Annotated in this window: 12 protein-coding genes; 5 read left to right on the forward strand and 7 right to left on the reverse strand. The window is 56.5% G+C overall.

Annotated elements, in window-relative coordinates:
* Positions 1-32 precede the first annotated feature (32 nt).
* The 5 genes from QZ862_RS07155 to QZ862_RS07175 all read left to right on the forward strand — a co-directional run bounded on the left by QZ862_RS07155 (position 33) and on the right by QZ862_RS07175 (position 7,204).
* Positions 33-860: an iron-siderophore ABC transporter substrate-binding protein gene (locus QZ862_RS07155; protein ID WP_296098521.1), complete on the forward strand. Its 828-nt coding sequence runs from the start codon at positions 33-35 to the stop codon at positions 858-860.
* Between the two features lie 283 nt (positions 861-1,143).
* Positions 1,144-1,875, forward strand: a complete 732-nt coding sequence (locus QZ862_RS07160) for a LuxR C-terminal-related transcriptional regulator (protein ID WP_296014140.1) — start codon at positions 1,144-1,146, stop codon at positions 1,873-1,875.
* 373 nt (positions 1,876-2,248) lie between these two features.
* A complete protein-coding gene (locus tag QZ862_RS07165; RefSeq protein WP_296098523.1) occupies positions 2,249-3,775 on the forward strand; it encodes a bifunctional diguanylate cyclase/phosphodiesterase in 1,527 nt (508 codons plus the stop codon).
* A 237-nt stretch (positions 3,776-4,012) separates the two neighbouring features.
* Positions 4,013-5,803 carry a methyl-accepting chemotaxis protein gene (locus tag QZ862_RS07170; protein ID WP_296098526.1) on the forward strand — a complete coding sequence of 597 codons (1,791 nt, stop codon included), beginning with the start codon at positions 4,013-4,015 and terminating at the stop codon, positions 5,801-5,803.
* 264 nt (positions 5,804-6,067) lie between these two features.
* A complete protein-coding gene (locus tag QZ862_RS07175; protein WP_363315907.1) occupies positions 6,068-7,204 on the forward strand; it encodes a polysaccharide biosynthesis/export family protein in 1,137 nt (378 codons plus the stop codon).
* 143 nt (positions 7,205-7,347) lie between these two features.
* On the opposite strand, the gene QZ862_RS07180 is transcribed toward QZ862_RS07175, so the two are convergent.
* The 7 genes from QZ862_RS07180 to tssG form a co-directional block, all read right to left on the reverse strand.
* Entirely contained in the window at positions 7,348-8,244 is an 897-nt protein-coding gene (locus tag QZ862_RS07180) for a protein kinase (protein WP_296098532.1), read from the reverse strand.
* Positions 8,231-9,652: a type VI secretion system-associated protein TagF gene (tagF, locus tag QZ862_RS07185; RefSeq protein ID WP_296098535.1), complete on the reverse strand. Its 1,422-nt coding sequence runs from the start codon at positions 9,650-9,652 to the stop codon at positions 8,231-8,233. Before tagF ends, QZ862_RS07180 begins: the two co-directional genes overlap by 14 nt.
* 77 nt (positions 9,653-9,729) lie before the next feature.
* A complete protein-coding gene (gene tssM / locus QZ862_RS07190; RefSeq protein ID WP_296098538.1) occupies positions 9,730-13,212 on the reverse strand; it encodes a type VI secretion system membrane subunit TssM in 3,483 nt (1,160 codons plus the stop codon).
* Entirely contained in the window at positions 13,209-14,711 is a 1,503-nt protein-coding gene (tssL, locus tag QZ862_RS07195; RefSeq protein ID WP_296098541.1) for a type VI secretion system protein TssL, long form, read from the reverse strand. Before tssL ends, tssM begins: the two co-directional genes overlap by 4 nt.
* Positions 14,708-16,048 (reverse strand): type VI secretion system baseplate subunit TssK, encoded by a 1,341-nt coding sequence (tssK, locus tag QZ862_RS07200; protein ID WP_296098544.1) that lies wholly within the window; start codon positions 16,046-16,048, stop codon positions 14,708-14,710. The genes tssL and tssK overlap by 4 nt, the downstream gene beginning before the upstream one ends.
* The gene (locus QZ862_RS07205; protein ID WP_296098547.1) at positions 16,038-17,231 is read right to left on the reverse strand and encodes an FHA domain-containing protein; all 1,194 of its coding nucleotides are present in this window, start codon (positions 17,229-17,231) and stop codon (positions 16,038-16,040) included. Before QZ862_RS07205 ends, tssK begins: the two co-directional genes overlap by 11 nt.
* Positions 17,228-18,247 carry a type VI secretion system baseplate subunit TssG gene (gene tssG, locus QZ862_RS07210; RefSeq protein ID WP_296098550.1) on the reverse strand — a complete coding sequence of 340 codons (1,020 nt, stop codon included), beginning with the start codon at positions 18,245-18,247 and terminating at the stop codon, positions 17,228-17,230. The genes QZ862_RS07205 and tssG overlap by 4 nt, the downstream gene beginning before the upstream one ends.
* Between the last annotated feature and the right edge of the window lie 2 nt (positions 18,248-18,249).

Consider the following 18,249-nt stretch of genomic DNA (forward strand, 5'->3'; position numbering starts at 1 on the left):
ACAGGCGGTCGTTTCTGGGTGGAGCTGCGGCAATGATCGCAGCGCCAAGGGCGTTCGCGTCTGCTGGAACGGCTCGTATCGTCACGCTCGAATGGACTGTTGCCGAAATTGCGCTTTCGCTGGGACTATCACCGGTCGGTTGCGCCGAGATTAGCGGGTACAAAACCTGGGTTGATATCGCTGCGGAGCGCCTTTCCAATGCGGTCGACGTTGGCCGGAGACAGCAGCCGAGCCTCGAAGCGATCCGCAGGCTGCGGCCGGATATCATTCTGACATCACATTACCGGCATGCATCTATCGAGCAGGCTCTTGGCTCAATCGCTACCACTCATCTGATCGATGATCAGCCGAAGGATGGCGGAATGCTGGCGAGTGTCTACCAGAGTACACGGCAAGTCGGGGAAGCGCTTTCTCGAACTTCGAATGCAAACGACCTTCTCATGCGCTTCGACGACGACATCGAGAACCTAAAGTCGCGCTATGCATCACGCATCGTGGGTAGAAAACTGGTTGTTGCGCAACCATTACCGGGTGTTCCGCGGTTGCGGATATTCGCGCCCAATGCTGCAATTTGCGGGATACTCAAGAGACTCGGTTTTGCAGACCCCATGGATCTGCCATCCGAGCCATTTGGCTTTACGACGATCGATCTTGAAGGCCTGGCGGCGTTGGATGGCGATAGCACTTTGGCTATTCTATCTGAAAAACTTCCCGACGATCTCGGCAACTCCCCGCTATGGCCCCTGCTTCCCGTTGTCAAAAACGGACATGTCCGGCTGACTGGCGCTCCGAGCTGGCCATTCGGCTCCTGCGCCTCGCTTACTCGTCTAATGACCGATATAGTCAACCAGTTCACGTAGATATCGTTTATGCCGGTATGACCGTCCGTGGTTTTGGCTAAGCCAGCGCTCGCATTTGATGCTTTGCTGTTGCGCGGCGATATAATCAGGCGTAACCCCAGCAACGGAATAAAGAACCGCTAGGGCTGAGAACCGCAAGGTTTCGGCCCGTATTGTGGCCTCTGCTCGCCCTTGAGAAGAACAGTTGTGGTGCGCACCGCGAGCAATTTCAAGTGGATAAGGCGATCATTTGCCCTTTGTTAAGTTTTGGCATTGATATTTAGGGTTCATCTCGGAGCTTACTATGCCATTTTCGCGAACGCTTGCTTCCACTCTTTCGTTCGATCATGCGGTAGATCTTAGCTCACTGCCTGTGCGACGGCACTTGCCATCTCATCCCTTCGTAGAGCGACTTCGCGCAGCGGTCCCATTTGACTTTTTTGCCGTTTCCGGACTGGACCTTGATGGCTATCGGTTCGGCAGCGGCCATTCGATCGACACCAACGTTCCCCCAGCATATCTCGATGCCTATTATGGCGATGGATTGTTGGCTTCAGATCCATTCGTCAAGGCTTCATCGACAGCCACAGGCGTCGTGATCGAGCAGGAGATATATAAGCAAGATCCGCCCTCGGAACGGCTGCTATATCTGGCTCACACCTTTGGCGTGCTGAACCGTACGCTCTTTCCCATCCGGCGCCTTTCACGCATTTTCGGTGCAGTGACATTTTCCCGCTCGACGCCTTTTGATCGAGAAGAGATCGATTTTCTGGGAGATATTTCGGGCACCATGCATACGATCATCACAAAGCCCATCATGGAGCGTTTCGCAGCGCAGGAAATGCGTCTTACAGATGGCGAGCTCGACTGCTTGAGAATAGCGAGCTTGGGAAAGACCAGCGAAGAGATCGCATCTGCTTGCCGTTACACCACGGATACCGTGAACAGTTATATCAAGGCAGCGACGAAAAAGCTAAGCGCGAAGAACCGCAGTCATGCAATCGCGGAGGCGATCCGTAGGGGCCTGATCGAATAAGGTTCTAATTTTCTTCCCTAGATGGCGTTTTTCCAAGTATAGCGTCGCGGCCATAGTGCTCCACCTTAGACGATAGTTTAAGATTTGATTTTTTTGCTCCTTTGATGGGCAAATGATGTGTTCTGAATATTCGAATTAAGCATTTCTTCATGAATTGGCCCTAAATTTGGAGCCGTACGAGAGGCGAAGTCAAAGCGTCTCGACAGGTGACGATCTGCTTCCGCTGCCACTCCGCGCCCTGCTCACACATCGCCCGGACCGCGCCCTACAGAGACTTTGCGATAACGCAAGGCCAGTTGCTCTGTCGCGTCCAATAGGGTGCCGATGGAGGCATCTCTAAACGGCATGAAGCCAAGCCCGGTAGAGAGGTGTCATGGCGTATTTTCGTAGTCGATACCATGTTGCCATCGTGGTCTGGTGGACTGCTTTTCTAGCGATCGCCGGATTAGCTGTCCTTTTAAATGCCCACGAGACGCTCGATGCCTTCTTTCTCCAATATGACGCCTACCAGCTCGACGAGCTTTTTGTCGCGCTGAACGTCGGTGGTGCTCTCGGGTTGGTCTATTCATTATTGCGCGTCAGGGACCTTCTGGAAGAAGTGGACCGACGTAGCGAGGCGGAGGCAAAAGTCGATCGTGCAAAACTCCACGATTGTCTGACCGGACTCCCGAATAGGCAGATGCTCAATCTGCACTTGGCTGGTCCATCCGGCGGGCAGGCAAACAACGAAGCGTGCGTTGCCTATAGTATCGATCTTACCGGACTGAAAAAGGTCAATGACGAACTTGGTCAAAGTTTAGGCGACGCTGTCATTCAGACAACAGCCTCGCGTTTATCTCAATTAGAGCCATCAGATCTGGTATTTCACCTCGGTGGCGACCGATTCATCGTCTTGAGCAAAAATATTGCAGCGCCAGATCTTCATTCAGATAAGATCATGCAGGCGATCGGGCAGCCCATTGTTGAATATGGTGCCTCGATCGAGATTGCTGCCAATCTCGGATACGCCGCCTATCCTTGTGACATCGACAACAGACCAGGTCTTTCCCGCGCTGCGGAATGTGCGATGTATGTTGCCAAGAAAGACGGTCCCAACGTCACCGCTGCTTTCACTTCCGCCATGGCTGCCCTGACCCGTAAACGTGAAAAGATGGAAGCGAGCCTGAAAGCAGCGATCAATGCGGACGCCATCCTTCCTTATTATCAGCCCCTTGTCGATCTCAAGACCGGGGCGATCGTGGGATACGAGGCGCTCGCACGTTGGAAGACGCCAAGCGGAAGCTTCGTCCCTCCCTCAGAGTTCATCCCGCTCGCTGAAGAGTTGGGATTGATTACGCGCCTAACCAGCAGTCTACTCCTGCGTGCCTGCCGCGATGCCGCATCGTGGCCTGCGGAGACGACACTCGCATTCAACATATCGGCCGCGCAGCTGAACGACCGCCAACTCGGGCTCCGTATTCTCAAGATTTTGGATGAAACGGGTTTTCCCGTTCACAGGCTGGAACTTGAAGTGACGGAAAGCGCCATCATTCAAGATGCGGAAAGCGCGCATTTTGTCCTCGACAGTCTCGTCCGATCCGGGATCAGGATCGCGCTCGATGATTTCGGCACAGGCTACTCCAGCTTGTCGCAACTGGCTCAATATCCATTCGACAAGATCAAAATCGACCGAAGCTTTATCTCGAGTTCCGAACATAGCGAGAAGCAGAACCAGATTTTGCAGGGGATCGTGTCGTTGGGGTCGAGGCTCGGCATGACGATCGTGGCGGAAGGCATCGAGCGCGAAAGCGAGATGCGCAAGCTGACGGAGCTCGGCTGTGACATAGGGCAGGGATACTTCCTGGGAAGGCCGGCTGCCAACATAACGGGGCCGCCTGGCTCGCATATGATGCAGGCATAACGCAGACGACTTTGAATGAGGTTGGAGCTAACTGGCTGTTAGGACGGTGGATGATCAGCCGACCAGAAAGCCTTTGCCGTCCTTGGCGCCCATCTCATCCTCCAGGCTAACCATGCCTCTGGTCAGGTGCGAACGCCGCGTCGCCCAGCCCTTATGGATGCTCAATTTTATAAATCGATGAAACCTCAGGACTTCGGCTCGAAGTCGCCTCCTACAACCACGAAAAGGTATCACAGCATGTTTGGCTTCTCCAACACCACGACCATGCAGACAGAGTCGCTCAACTATATTAGCGCCAACATCATGATCGCCGATGCTGGTCTCAATATCCGGTATATGAATAAAGCCGTGCAGGAATTGCTGAAAGAGGCGGAGTCGGACCTGAAGAAGGAATTGCCTCGCTTCGACTTCTCCAAGCTGATCGGCAGCAATATCGACATTTTTCACAAGAATCCCGCGCACCAGCGTAATATGCTTGCTCAGTTGCAGAACCAGCACAAGGCAACCATCTGGATCGGACATCGAGCCTTTGATCTGCTCGTGACGCCGTTACGTACCGGCAGCAAGATTTCTGGCTTCGCGGTCGAGTGGGCAGATGCCAAGCAGCGACTGCAGAACCTGGACTACCAAAATCAGATGGCAGCGGTCAGCCGCTCGCAGGCGATCATCGAGTTCACCACCGACGGCGAGATCGTCACTGCAAACGAAAACTTTCTGAAAGCGCTTGGCTATCGGCTGGAAGAAATCAAGGGCCGTTCACACAAGATCCTGGTGGAGCCTTCCTACGGACATTCACGCGAATATGAGGAGTTCTGGGCAGCGCTACGAAAAGGCGAGGTGCAGTCAGCAGAATTCACCCGCTATGGCAAAAACGGCAAGGTCGTCGTTATCAATGCTGCCTACAATCCCATTCTTGATGCGACGGGGAAGGTCACTAAGGTCGTCAAATTTGCGACCGATGTGACTGACCGTGTTCATGCCGTCAACACCATCGGTGAGGCACTGAAACGGTTGGCGGCCGGTGATTTGTCGTTCAATGTCGACGAACCGTTCGCGTCCGATTTCGAAGAGCTTCGGCGGACGATGAATGAAGCGCTGAGCCAGATGCGCAACGCGCTGAGTGCTGTCGCGCATTCCACCGACCAGATTGACGGCGGCACACGGGAAATCAGCCAAAGCGCAGAGGATCTGTCGCGGCGGACCGAGCAGCAGGCCGCGTCACTTGAGGAAACCGCAGCCGCTCTCGATGAGATCACCGTCAACGTGAACAATGCCTCCAAACGTGCGGATGATGCTCGCCATGCGGCGATCGTCGCCAGCAGCAACGCGACCCGGTCGGGACAGGTTGTCGCCGATGCCGTAGCGGCCATGTCGAGAATTGAAAGCTCCTCCAATCAAATATCGAACATCATCGGTGTGATCGATGAGATCGCTTTTCAGACCAACCTGCTTGCGCTCAATGCTGGTGTCGAAGCGGCCCGCGCGGGTGAGGCGGGCAAGGGTTTTGCAGTTGTCGCGCAGGAAGTGCGCGAACTTGCTCAACGCTCTGCTCAGGCTGCAAAGGAAATCAAGGGGTTGATCCGAAACTCAAGCGAAGAGGTCAGTACCGGCGTAAAGTTGGTCAGCGAGACCGGCGACGCTCTGCGCATCATTCATGAGAACATTAGCACGGTAAACCAGCATATGGAGGCGATCGCCAGCTCTGCGAAAGAGCAGGCTGTCGGTCTTTCAGAGGTGAATTCTGCCGTAAACCAGATGGATCAGGTCACGCAACAGAATGCGGCAATGGTGGAGGAAACCAATGCAGCAAGCGCTTCTCTCGCGCAAGAGACGGCGCGGCTTCGCGGGCTCGTAGAAGGTTTCCAGCTCGGCGCTCAGCCAGCGGCGATGAGCCAGAAGCCGATCGCCTTGGCATCCAGGAGCGATCTACCTGTCGCTTCACCAGCCCGCAGGATGGTGACGAAGATTGCTGCCTCTGTCGGCGGCCAGAGGAGGCAGGTCGCAGAAGCAGGGTGGGACGAATTCTGATTGGAAAGTGCCAGCCGCGTGGTCGCTCCAAGTGGAGCGGCCAGCGGCGCGGACCGCTTGCGGAGTATCTTCCTCGTCCCGCGCTCAATAGGAGTTAGGCCAACCTTGTGAGATCGATGTTACTGCTGGCGACTTTGAGGTTGCGTGTTCGACACAGACAAGAGGAGATTGAAAGGCTTTTTCAATTTTGGGGTTTAAAGATATTGCGGCTTCTTCCTTTGATGCTATTCCTGCGTGTAGCTGATTCTTTCGTGGGGACTGAGGATGAAGAAGATTGTTTGTGTGCTTCTTTTGGCCGTGTTAAGCGCATGCGCAAGGCCTTCTGACGGACCCACGGCAGGAAACATTCGCTCCGCAACGCTACCCAATACGCATGAGAAAATTCCTGTCATCGATCTTGCGAATGCGCCAGCTTCGACGTCAACGGCGAGCATCATGTCCTATTCGGCTGGCCCAGGTCTCGCGGCGTTGCGGAATACAGGTTATAATGCTCAGCGTCTGCGACGCGGCGATGTTGTCGATATTACTGTGCTCGACACTGGCGAAGACGGTCTGTTCTCCTCCACACAGAGCAAGACGCTCAACCTCGGGCGCTTCACTGTCGATCAAAGCGGCAGCGTAAATCTGCCATTCGTGGGCAAAAAGCGGGTCATTGATTCAACGCCGGAAGGCTTGCAGAACCAAGTTGTTGCGGGATTGAAGGGATCTGCGGTCAATCCGCAGGCGGTCGTAACGGTTGTCGACAAGCCGACGAGTGCTGTTATGGTGAGCGGTGCGGTTAAGACTCCGGGTAAAATCCCACTGACAGCGCGGCAGGAGCGTGTTCTCGATGCCATAAGCCAGGCGGGTGGAGCTGGCGTAGCGCCGGGAGCTGCGACTGTCACGATCGTGCGCGGCCAGCAGAGAGCGAGCGCCACCCTTGATCGGGTCATGCGTGAGGACCGGCAGAATGTTCGCTTGTCGCCCGACGACCAGATCATGATCGACGGTGATGCATCCAGTTTCACGGCGCTCGGCGCTTTCAAGAGCGCTGGCGAGTTTCAGTTCGAAACCGGCAAGTTGACCTTGGCGCAGGCCGTCGGTCGCGCGGGCGGCCTCCTCGACGATCGAGCGGACTCCCGTAACGTCTATGTTTTCCGCAGCGAAGAGGTTCCACTCCGCTCTGTCGGTCCTACCGCGTCGAAGGAGCGCGGCGAAGTGCTGACGCAGAAGCGTCCTGTGATCTATCGCGTGAATATGCGTGACGCTTCCAGCATTGCTTTAATGCAGATGTTCCAGATGCAGAAGGGCGATGTTCTTTATGCGAGCAACGCTCCACTTGTTGATGCTGCCAAGCTGCTCACCGTGTTCCAGAAGAGCGTGCCGACGGCAGCTGCGCCTCAGCCAGGAAACTTGAATTAAAGCACCATTCGCGCAGAACTGATGCGGTTTTGCGCGGACCATGGATGGGCGTTAAGGGCGACCGCTTTAGGTGTGACTTTGACCGGTCACAATGCGGTTCCAGTGTGAAAGTTTTCGGATAGCGAGCGGGTGAGGCTGGGCCGTCATTCCGGTATCATTTGAAGAACTTCCCAGGCGCTTTGAGGTCGATCCTCCCGCCGCGTCTGACAGCATCGCTCAATCAGCTCGCTCCATATCATCCGACGTTCGGCTATCCTGCTTGCGATTTTTTCTGCCAGCTTTCCTAGAGCGTAAATGTCCTGCGCTGGGTGGGCCTGCTCACCTCGCCATTGCTCCGGCGCGGCGAATTCCGGGGATCCAGCGCGTTCCAGGCCAATATCTTTATGCCTTGTTCCGATCGGTATGGTGATGCCAAAATCTCCCAGCATCGATCGTTCGAAATGGTTTTCTCTCAGGAAGATGTTGCTTGGTGTCACGTCGCAATGCACAAGTCCCTCTTGATGTATCGCATGGAGCGCAAGGAGAACGCTCCGCAGGATCATGGAGGCTTCTTGTTCATCGAGGAATTGGTCGCTTGGTAACGAAGCGAGCGTCACGGGGTGCCATGGCATCAACAATCCTGGTCTGCCGTCCTCCAGCCTCAGCAAAGCCGATGTCTCGATGATGTTTGGATGCCGAAAACGTAGGCCGGTTTCTGCCTCTCGCCTGAGCGACTGCGTAAGGACGATGTCGTCGCACCAGGACTGGCGAAGGGTCTTGAGCCCGTGTGACGAGCCAAGATCTATGTGTCGTACATGCAGTATTTCCGTTTGATCGCTTGCAATTGCAACGGCCTCGACAAGAAAGCTGTTTGCAATCCGGATATGACTTTCTGGGAGCAGGTTCGGTGCCTTTCGGTCGAGCGCATTTCGAACCTGCTCGATCAACTCCATTTCTTCATTGGGCGCACGTCTTGCCTGGTCATCAAATTGGATGGCCTGCCAAAGGTCGGCATAGCGCTGTGCGACAAGGGTGGGGTCGGGGCGCTTATCGCTGGCCAAGGTCGTGACCAATCACAATGGCGCTGATGTTGTCTTTAACATTTTCGATCAGCGCTTCCTGGACGAGCGCATTCGCGCAGTCCTCCAGCGCGGTCCCGGACAGGATTTCAGCCACCGCTCTCTCTTTCAGTTTTTGGACAAGCGGGAAGCTGCACAACAGCAACCTGTCGTTCCTCCCCCAGCTTTCTCGACTGATGTCTGGCCGGAACTGCTGGGAATGGCCGATATATTGCGCGAGTGTTTTCTTCATCCCAACAATGACGTGGTCGCGGGTGAGCGAATGCATCGTGCCGTCCCGCAAAAGATAGGCCCTGGCGTCGCCCGACCACAATACCGCGATCGCGTGATTTGAAATCAAGGCTGTAACGACACTCGCTCCAGGCCGCGGAACACCCTCGGCGACCTGTCGCGAAAGAAGGAGGCTGTTGGCCGTCCCGAGTTTTCCTCTAATCGACTGCGGGTCGATGTCTTGATCGCCCCTTTCTGTCACATCCGCAAGAAGGTTAACGATCAAACGGGCGGCTTCAGCCGCCGGTTGCCCATCGCCGATCCCATCCGCAATGGCAAAGAGAGCAGGCCTGCTGGAAACAAAGAGCGAGTCGGCGTTGTTCGACAACTTCGTTCCCGCATGCGTTGCGTAGCTATAGACTATAGAGGCTGGCGCATTCGGCTCAGGCGCCAGGGCTCGTGCGGCTGGCGTGCTCAGCTTGGTAACTGAGGTCCTTGCGTCTATTGTCCGATGCTGTTCTTGCGAGTGCGTGGCGGTTTCAGGTGAGTGAGCGCTGTCCTGAAAAAGTCTGACGAAATCTTCAGTGCCAGGTCTTCCATCCAGCTTCACGCCTTTCGGTCGACGGGTTTCTTCATCGATCCGCCACCAGAGGCTCGTCGGCTTATCAGGTCTTGCAATGGCAGCAGGAGCATCCTCGTCTACTTTTGGCTTGGGTAAGCGTAGCCGCCTTATCGCAGATGTGAATCGGTGCATGTCGAAATCCTCATTCATCGAGGTTTCAGCCAAGGCCTCAGCAGCCATGAACCAGGTTTCATCCAGATAAAGCGTTCGTGGGTGCAGTCGAAACATAGCGAGTTGCGCCAGAACGACCAATGGATACTTTCGACCAACGCGGTCACGGCTTGGCAGTAGGATGCCGGCATAGGCGCTATCGCTCCATGCGCCGCTTTCCACGATAAAGCGTATGGGTTGAGAGCTGGAGAAGATCGAAGACCAGGACGCACCGTAATGGTCGGCACAGGCATGCATGCCGGCACGCAACCACTCGTCGAGCCTCGCGACAAACTCACGATCAATGCCCTCGGAGATGAAATCTCCGTGGCTTGGTATTTTACCGAAGAAACCGATGCGGTCGCTTTCTGACGCCGCAACGGCAGGCTTCTGGCCTGGCTTGATCATCAGCCGGGCATGACCTGTCTTTGATCCATACCATTATTCATGATGTTCCCCTCCTTATAAGCTCTTGCGCGTCCAGATCAGAATTGTGTTGGGCAGGAAAAGCGCGAGATAGCATCCAGTCTGAATGGGTTGAGGACCGATCCGAACTGAATGTCAAACTCTGCTGTCTGCCCCTCATTCTCGAAACGCGCCCTCATGATATCACCCGTTTGCGTTTCGATTTTTGCGTCGTCGAATAAGCGGAACGGAGACCAGTCGCCATTCTCGATTTTCGCCTGTTGCCAACCGCCTGGTTGGAAGGCGATGCGGGACAAGCTGGCGGAGTTTTCCTTCGATGGCCACTCAATTGACTTCGCCTGGATTGGGCCGTGATAATAGACCACCCGCTCTCCCTCTATTTCCAGCATCACCGCGCTTGATTGCTCACTGAGCGAGACTGGCTTCACATTGATGGACACAGCCGGAACCTCGCTGCCGTTTGGAAAGAAAGCGCGGGAAATCTTATCTGCGTTTTCGAACTGGGCTATGGCTTCGCTGGGAATGCCAGCCGAGCCGAACGTACCCTTCCAGCTCCATGGTGTTGTGGTCTTGTCTACGAATGGCTCCATGCGCTGCTTGAAGAAAGTCTGGAACACGCCCTTCGGTCCAAAAAGACGTGTGAAGTCGGCCATCGCAACATCTCGCGGAGATGCGCGGTCGAACGGATATCTTCCGGAAACGATAGACGAGCATAGGGATGCGGAGTCCGCCGCCCAAAGATCAGCGATCCGGCTCCTTGCCGATTTCACGGCTAGCGATCCGACATCCGCCGACACCCCGGCGATCCATATATCGAGCGGTGCAGGCAGCTGGCGCGCCTTTTGCAACAGGTCCTGATTTGCCTTCGTCAACTGGCTATCGACATCGAAGACTTTCGCCACCTCGTCGGACGTGGTGGAGGAGCGAGCCAGCTGCTCGTTCAACGTCTTGAGGTTGCCAAGCAACTGTTCGGAAGGAGAGCCAGCCGTCTTATTGTCTGGCGATTGCGCCTCGATCTGAGAGGCTGCGGATTTTTCAGCCAGCATTTCGCGCAGTTGCGCATAGGGATCCACGGCACTAACCGTCGCTGAAAGGATCATCGCAGTCGTATCGCCATCCGCCGTCGAGGCAAGCGTGGTGATGTTTTCGCCGGCATTTGGACGAAGGTCCGTCGCGTCCGCAATAGATTTTGCGGCCTCCATTACGACATTGCGGTCATTGGCAAGAATGCGCGTCGTCTCGACAGCATCTCCCAGCGTCTGCGATGGCTTGACGCGGATGTCCGACAGAACGTCGGCCCAACGCTTTTCAAAACGGTCGAAATAGATTTGCAACGCGGCCTGCGCTACTTGTTCGACGCTTATGCCACGCACGGCATCGTCCGAGCCGCGAACCCACGCTTCCGAGAGCGCCACGCGAGAGGCATAAGCGACTTGCGGGATCACGACATTGCGATAACCATTTGCCGTGAACAATCCCTCGATGCCATCCACCATGGGCGTCTTGCTGCGGCGCTCGAAAGCCTTTTCACCCAGAGGTCCAAATGCCGTGGCCGGAGTCCATTCCGGCAGCGTACGTGCTTGTGGCAGCCCTGCAAGAATATCGTATGCCCGTGCGCCAATACTCTGTCCCTCGATAGTTTCACGCGCTTTGGCTATCAGCCGCGCGTCGAGTTCGATCGGGGCGAGATTGCCAGTGGCAAGGGCTCGGGCATGGGCATTGAGAGATTCACGTGCAGCCGCTCTACCATCCCCTGGGTAAAGGGACGCGAACATGTCCTCGGCCTGGACGGTCAGGAAATCGCGATCCAAAGTGCCCAATCCGCCCAGCATGCCGTAAAGCTTTAGCGAATTGAACGTTCGCGTGACGTCCTTTTCATCCTCTAGCTGTTTTTGCAATTGTACGATCATGCGCGGCAGAAGGAGTGCATTGAGGGCGCGTTGATAGGCGTCGCGTTGCCGTCCGGCGATCTTGTCTTTCTGATCGAGACCGAAGCCGACGTTCCAGAGGCGTTCCCTGGAAAAGCCGGAGCTGGCATCACGCAAGTTGTCCAGGGCAGGCATGATGCGCAGAAAATCTGCGTCGGATACATCCCGGACGGGAATGCCCTGTACGAGCCGCTCGTAGGTATCGAGCTTTCGGTCTGCTTCAGCAAGAGCCTGCGTGTTGGAGTAATAGGTACTGATCCAGCCGGCAAAGACGACTGCGATGAAGACTGCCGCAACGCCATAGGCGAGACGACGCACTAGCCGCTGCCGACCCGAAAGACGCTTGTCTCGCATCACCAGTGCGGCTTCCGGGAAAATGACGTCCTTGAAAAGCCGTGAAAGAAAATAGCTGCGCCGTGCCCGTGTGGTGGCAGTGTCCAACTCCGGTTGGGTACCGGAGGCGAAGTAGACGCCGCGTAGAAGAGGAGCTTCGATGAGGGGCGAACTGGCGCAAAGCTCGCTCAAGGCGTCGTGCAGCCGGTCTTTTAACTTGGCGAGTTCTGACGGGAAGCGGAAGATGCGACCCCGGATCTCCGCATTCTGCTCCTGCTGGAGCCGCTCGATGAGCATGGCATCCACGCGCTGCTGAAGAAGCTCGAATTCTTCCAGGAAACGTTGGGGCAGAGACTGGGACGTATAGCTCTCATCGAGCTTGAAGGTCGCACCCCAAACCTGCTGGCGGTCGGTCTTGTTGAAGCCGTCGAAGAACTCGACGAAACCGTCCAGTAAGTCGGCCTTGGTCAGCACCAGATAGACCGGTACGCGGGCATGGAGATATTCGTCGAGTTCGGATAGGCGCTGGCGAAGTGAACGCAATTCCTGCCGCTGTTCTTCCGGATCGCGCGTCATAAGATCGTGAATCGAAAGTGTGATGAGGGCTCCGTTGATTGGCTGAGAGCGACGATAGCGGCGCAGAAGATTGAGGAAACCTTCCCAGCCGGCCTTCGAAGATCCGTCTAGATCGTCCTGTGTCGTGTAGCGCCCGGCTGTGTCGATGAGAATTGCTTCATCTGAGAACCACCAATTGCAATTGCGCGTTCCGCCAACACCTCTCACGGCATTTTCGCCAAGGGCATCGCCCAACGGAAATTGCAGGCCGGAGTTGGTCAGTGCTGTGGTCTTGCCAGATCCAGGTGCGCCGAAGATGACGTACCATGGCAGATCGTAGATATAGCCGAAGCGCTTTTTGGTGATGCGCCGCAGAAGCGCCAGTGCTTCTTTGAGCCGCGTCTGGATCTCGCCCACTTCCGCGTTGCGATTGGCAAGCGCTTCCTGTTCAAGGCTATCGATCAGTTCCTTGTCCTGCTTGCGGGCACGGAACATGGCGAGCGCAATATAGACGACCCAAATGGCGAGGACTGCGCCAATAGCGATAAGCCGCGCCTGCGTGGTGCCGAACGGCTTGAAATCACCGAATGCAACCAGATAGCCGTAAAACCAGATGACGACGCAAAGCGCTAAGGCCCAGAGAAGCGATATGAAGCGACGCCCGACGAGTGAGGCATAGCTTTCGACATAAGCTCGGATCGTATAAAAGTAACTCAGCGGGTTCATTGCTGGGCTCCTGGCTGCTGTCCGGGCGTCGTTGTGATGGTCGGCGAGAGAATGCCGGCATCGCTCAGTTTTTCATCCGGATTGGTCAGCACCATGATTTCAGTTCGGCGGTTCATCTCGCGACCCTCGGGCCTGGCGTTATCTGCAATTGGATCGCTGTCTGCGCGCCCCTCGGTGAGAATTGCCTCCGGGCCTGTAAACTGCGAGAGAATATCACCCACCGCCTTGGCGCGCGCTTCGGATAGATGCCAGTTGGACGGGAACTGAACCGTCTTGATCGGCACATTGTCTGTATAGCCGATGACGACGGCGCGGAATTTCTCCGCCGACAGCGCGCCGCCGATACGCTGGATCAGATCTCGGAACTTCGGGCTGACTTCGGCGCTGCCGGTCTCGAAGAGCCCGGAATTGTTGATGCGTACCCGCAGACGCCCATTGACTTCGGCCAGCGTCACCAACTTCTCCTGAACCTCAGGCTCCAGGAACTCCATCAGCTTCTGGAGTCTGGAAGGCTCAGGCGGCTTCACCACAGGAGGCACTTCTGCAACCTTCGGTGGCTGCTCTTTTATTGCAGGCGGTTCGGGCGGTGGAGCGATCAGCACGCTTGGCGTTTGCGATGGCGGTAGCTTTGCAAGCCGCTCGAAGGTTGCATCGGACGCGTCGTTGAGAGACAGCGTGAAGAACAGATAGCCAAGCGCGAAGGCAAGCGCGAGGACCGACAGCAATGTCCATAGTGCCGACATGGTTTTAAGCGGCGTATGTCGTGCTTCGACACCCTGCCAATGGGGAGAAAGTTCGCGTTCGAAGACGCCATACTGGCCGATCAGGGTTTTGTAGAGACTGTCTCGAATGCGGGCGAGCTCAAGCGCGCCTTTGGGAGAAACGCGGGTACGCCCTTCGAATGCAAGCGAAAGGCATAGATAGATCAGCAGCAGCAGGTCTTTGTTGGCGCCAGGCGACTGGTGAAAATGATCGAGGATGTCGAAAACCCTGTCACCTCCCGTCACATCATTGTGGAAGGTGGAGACGAGGCCCGAGCGAGCCCAGCCCGCCCTGACGCCCCAAGGCTTGCTAAGGATCACGTCGTCCACAGTTGCACAAACCACATAATGGGCGGCTCTTGCCCGTTCCGGGCCGATGCGTGCGGAGGCAAGGTCGCGCTCGTAGCGGGTAATCGCCTCAAGGCAGGCGCGCCGCAGATGATCCGGATCCGGTTGCACCTCGCTGAAACGAAGCATATGGGCAAGATTGAGAAGTGGTGCGGCAGACTGGACCAACGTCGGCACGTCTTCGCCGCCGAAACGGAAATTTGTCAGGAGCGCGTCTATTGGCAGGGCGCCCATCTGGCCATGTGCTCGTTCACTCGCCTCGTTCGGCTCGATGATATCGTCCAGTAACGCCGCCATATTACGAGCGTTCTGGTTGCGCTGACGGCTTTCCTCGGTGATTTCGACCACCGTCGGCAGATCCTGCCAAGAGGAGGACTTTTGGTCACTCATTCGCGTAACGCCCACATTTCCAATTCAAGCCCGGGAAAGTCGCCTGCAAGATGCAGAGCGATTGCGCCAGAGGTCTCGAGTTGTTTCCACAAAGGTGCTTTGGTATCGATTTCGAAGTAGATGGTGCCGGAGCGGTAAGGCAGCTGGCGCGGAAGAACCGGCAAAGAGCGTACCGGAATACCTGGCAGCGCAACGTTGACCAGTTCCGAAATTCGCTCGACCGGGCCAACCTTGATCTGCGCTGGCAGCCTGCGACGAATGTCCTCCGCCGGCATGTCGGCCCGTACCGCAAGCACGAAGCCTGCGTCGCGCAGAAGTCCACGGTCGTGAATAGTTCCGACCCGCACGCCATGTCGACGCTCGACCAGATCGATTGCGACCGCAGCCTGTTCGAGAACTGCGGAGAGCGACGCGCGAAGGTCATCGAACACCGCGCCGAAGCTCGCTTTAAGATCGTCGTGGCGATAAGGGGGGAAGTCGGTTGCGCGCTTCTTTTCCGTCGTGAAGGTGGCAAGCTCACCCGCAAGCTGCAGGCACTCCTCATAGAAGCGGATTGGATGGATGCGGGTGGCGTTTGCGCCAAGATGGGCCAGCAGCGGATCTGCTCGGTTGAGAATCTGCAGCAGAAAGTAATCGCCGACCTCAGCCGTGCCGCGGATCGTCGGGTCGCCGATACGCTCGGAAATTGCCTGGGCGCGATGTCGAACGATACCCAGAAGCTCCGTCATCATCTCGGTGAGGCGGGATGATCCTGCGCAATTCAGGCTGGGTGGAATGAAGTCGGGATCGAGGATGACTGCACGATCGGATCGCACTTCAATGACGCGTGCCAACCCTATCAGGTCATAGCCGGAGACGTCGTCGCCGGTCTTCAGGAATTTGAGACTGAGGCGACCGACGTCGATCGGCGCGACAAAATCGGTATCCACATTGGCGTCAGTCGCCTCGTAGTTTGAGGCGACGAAACGCACGCTGTTGGTTTCCTGCCTTGAAGCCGAGGACATATCAGCCTTGCCGGGTTGGCGGGCAGGAAGCGCCAGATAAACAGTAGCGTTCTTGACCGTTTCATCCAGTTCAAGGGGAGGGGGCAGGTCCGTATCGCCAGGCGCTTCAAACGGTGTGCCATCGGGCAGGATGCCACGGACATTCGACAACGCGAATTGGCCGATTGCAAGGGCGCTACGGTCGACCCCAATCTCCGCGACACCCCAGGGATAGGCCGAAAGGTTGCGCGTCGTATTACGCACCAATCGCTCGGTCCAGCGATCGGCCTGCTGGAAATGTTGAACGCGAAGGAACATGCCCTCGCTCCAGGCAACGCGATTTTCATGCCTCATGTTGCTTGCCTACCCCTTGATACCTTGCTTTTTCACGCATTATGTCATCCTGCTCGTATGCTCCGCCGAGCGCTGCGCGCTGGAGGAATTGCCGGATCGACAACTGACGACCGTTTTCTTCGAATTGCTTCTTGTAAAAATCCCAATAGTCAGGCCTTGAAACGATACCGCGCCAGTCCTTGCGTTCGATTTTTGAGCGCAGGTCGTTACCGGCATCGGCCCTGGCTTCCAGCAGTCTCGGCTCAAGTCTTTGCGTGGAGACACGCATCAGATTTTCCAGTGACGTCGAGAGAAGCCTCTGTTGGATAATGATTGCTTCCAGCCTTGCCGCGATACTCGCCTCTCGCGAAAGCTCAATTGCTTCGGTCCCGATATCGAGCGCCGCCATGCAGTCCGCGCACTCCCTTTCGAGTTGGAATAGCAAATCCTTCAGCTCGCTCTCCGGAGTTGACGATTGTGGTTCCAGGACTTGCGTGTCGGGTAGGTCCTTCGGCCCGGCAAAGACGGTCTCGAACTCCTCTCGAGCGTCTACCGACGGTCGTGAGACCTTGACCGGCATATTGAGCGCGTCAGTATGCTCGTGGCGGCTGCTTTCTACCGGCTCTTCATTCCAGTCGTCGGGAAGGACAGCGCTGATACCGTTCGACGACGGAGGTGCGTTCCAGCCGATTTCCACGTTTCGGGAGATCGACTTTCCCTTCTTGAGGCGCGCGTGGTCGTCCTCCAGCCAATCTGCGTTAGCGTCTGCGTTGCCGAGCACCCCGCGTGCCGAGCGTCCGCCAGGTGCAATATCGGAGAGTATGGCGGAGATCGTCAGCTCCTCGTTGCTGACCCTCAGCGTCTGGTCGGGATCGCCGAAATCCATGTCAGGCTCGCCGACGATGGCGACTTCGAAGGACTGGTTGCCGATCTCGATTTGCGATCCGTCGTTTAGCGCAGCGGATTGGCCTTCGAGCAGCAGTCGGCCATCGACAAGAGTGCCATTTGCGCTCTGATCGATAATGGAAAACCCCTGACCGTCGCGCTTGAGCGTGCAATGGAGCTTGGAAACGCGCCGTTCGCCATCAGCGATTTGCCAGTCACAATCGTTCGATCGTCCCAGCACGCGCTTGCCATGTTCGAAGCTCCAGCGTGAAGGCTGGTTGCTGCCATCCTGTTGCCTTTGCTTCAGGACGAGTTTCATGTTGCAACTCCCAGCCGACCGAGTGCCGTACCCTCGCGCTCGGTAACAATAGCATCCGCGCTGTCTTTGCCTGCAGGGGCTATGAGCGCCCAACTGTTCCAACCAAGCCGCGCTGGGCTGGCGCTGTTGCCCAGCTGGCAAAATGGAATGTCTTCCTTCCTGAGGATCACCTGCACGTCGAATTCCAGCGCGCTACCGGTGAAAAGCCGTGTCAGTGCGAAAATTTCCGAGAGTCGGCGGGAGCCCGGCGAAAGCGCGAGATAGTCGGCATAACAGACCGGGCCGACGACGATGCGGAAGCCTCCGGCAAAGTCTTCGATACTGCTACCGGCTGTCGTGTTCTGTCCCAGAAGCAGCCCGCCGGGTTGACCCAATTGGCTCTGCTCGCTACTGGGGATGGAAACCCAACGACGGCGGAACTGTTCGACTTTGACCGGCAGACCGGTAAATTCGCAAAGCATTGAGGTCAGCGCCGTGGCATTCCTCGTGCGGTTTGAAAGCAGCCCGCTGAAGCGAAGCATGACGTCCTGTTTGACACCCGCATTTTTGGCAATTCCCTTGGTACGAAAGCCGGTTAACGCCAGCAGTGTCTTGCTAAACTGGCTGTCGCGTCGATCGTCCGACCAACGAAGCCTGCGAGCGAGACGATATTTTTCTGTTGCGTAAACAAAGAGTTCGCTGAAACGGGTGGCGAACAGGTTGAAGAAACTCGCAAGTGCCTTGGAGCGGTTACGGTCTTCTCGCTGGATAAGTTCGTTATAGGCAGGAGGCAGTGAGCCGAGCGGTCCAACGATAGGAACGAGCGCCGAGCGCAGTTCAGCATCATCTCCCTTCTTGCGAAAACCGCCGACGAAAGCCGTAATCGGGTTTGTCCCTCCATGGGAGCCTACGACCAGTCGTTCTTCGTCCGTAATGTGTTGTGCAACACGAAAGGCGGTCGCAGGATCGAAGCGACCGGGATCAGTGCTGAGGAGCACCTCCTGCTTATGCTTCAGGCTTTCTGCTTGCGTTGGCATGG

Origin of the sequence: uncultured Agrobacterium sp., from assembly GCA_913777615.1 — a bacterium.
Classification (GTDB): Bacteria; Pseudomonadota; Alphaproteobacteria; order Rhizobiales; family Rhizobiaceae; genus Agrobacterium.

What these genes read in the sequence shown, in the direction of transcription:
- tagF (WP_296098535.1), bottom strand. Translation starts at nt 9,652, where the DNA reads ATGATCAAGCCAGGCCAGAAGCCTGCCGTTGCGGCGTCAGAAAGCGAC.
- QZ862_RS07175 (WP_363315907.1), top strand. Translation starts at nt 6,068, where the DNA reads ATGAAGAAGATTGTTTGTGTGCTTCTTTTGGCCGTGTTAAGCGCATGC.
- QZ862_RS07160 (WP_296014140.1), top strand. Translation starts at nt 1,144, where the DNA reads ATGCCATTTTCGCGAACGCTTGCTTCCACTCTTTCGTTCGATCATGCG.
- tssK (WP_296098544.1), bottom strand. Translation starts at nt 16,048, where the DNA reads ATGAGGCATGAAAATCGCGTTGCCTGGAGCGAGGGCATGTTCCTTCGC.
- tssM (WP_296098538.1), bottom strand. Translation starts at nt 13,212, where the DNA reads ATGAACCCGCTGAGTTACTTTTATACGATCCGAGCTTATGTCGAAAGC.
- QZ862_RS07170 (WP_296098526.1), top strand. Translation starts at nt 4,013, where the DNA reads ATGTTTGGCTTCTCCAACACCACGACCATGCAGACAGAGTCGCTCAAC.
- QZ862_RS07205 (WP_296098547.1), bottom strand. Translation starts at nt 17,231, where the DNA reads ATGAAACTCGTCCTGAAGCAAAGGCAACAGGATGGCAGCAACCAGCCT.
- QZ862_RS07165 (WP_296098523.1), top strand. Translation starts at nt 2,249, where the DNA reads ATGGCGTATTTTCGTAGTCGATACCATGTTGCCATCGTGGTCTGGTGG.
- tssL (WP_296098541.1), bottom strand. Translation starts at nt 14,711, where the DNA reads ATGAGTGACCAAAAGTCCTCCTCTTGGCAGGATCTGCCGACGGTGGTC.
- tssG (WP_296098550.1), bottom strand. Translation starts at nt 18,247, where the DNA reads ATGCCAACGCAAGCAGAAAGCCTGAAGCATAAGCAGGAGGTGCTCCTC.
- QZ862_RS07155 (WP_296098521.1), top strand. Translation starts at nt 33, where the DNA reads ATGATCGCAGCGCCAAGGGCGTTCGCGTCTGCTGGAACGGCTCGTATC.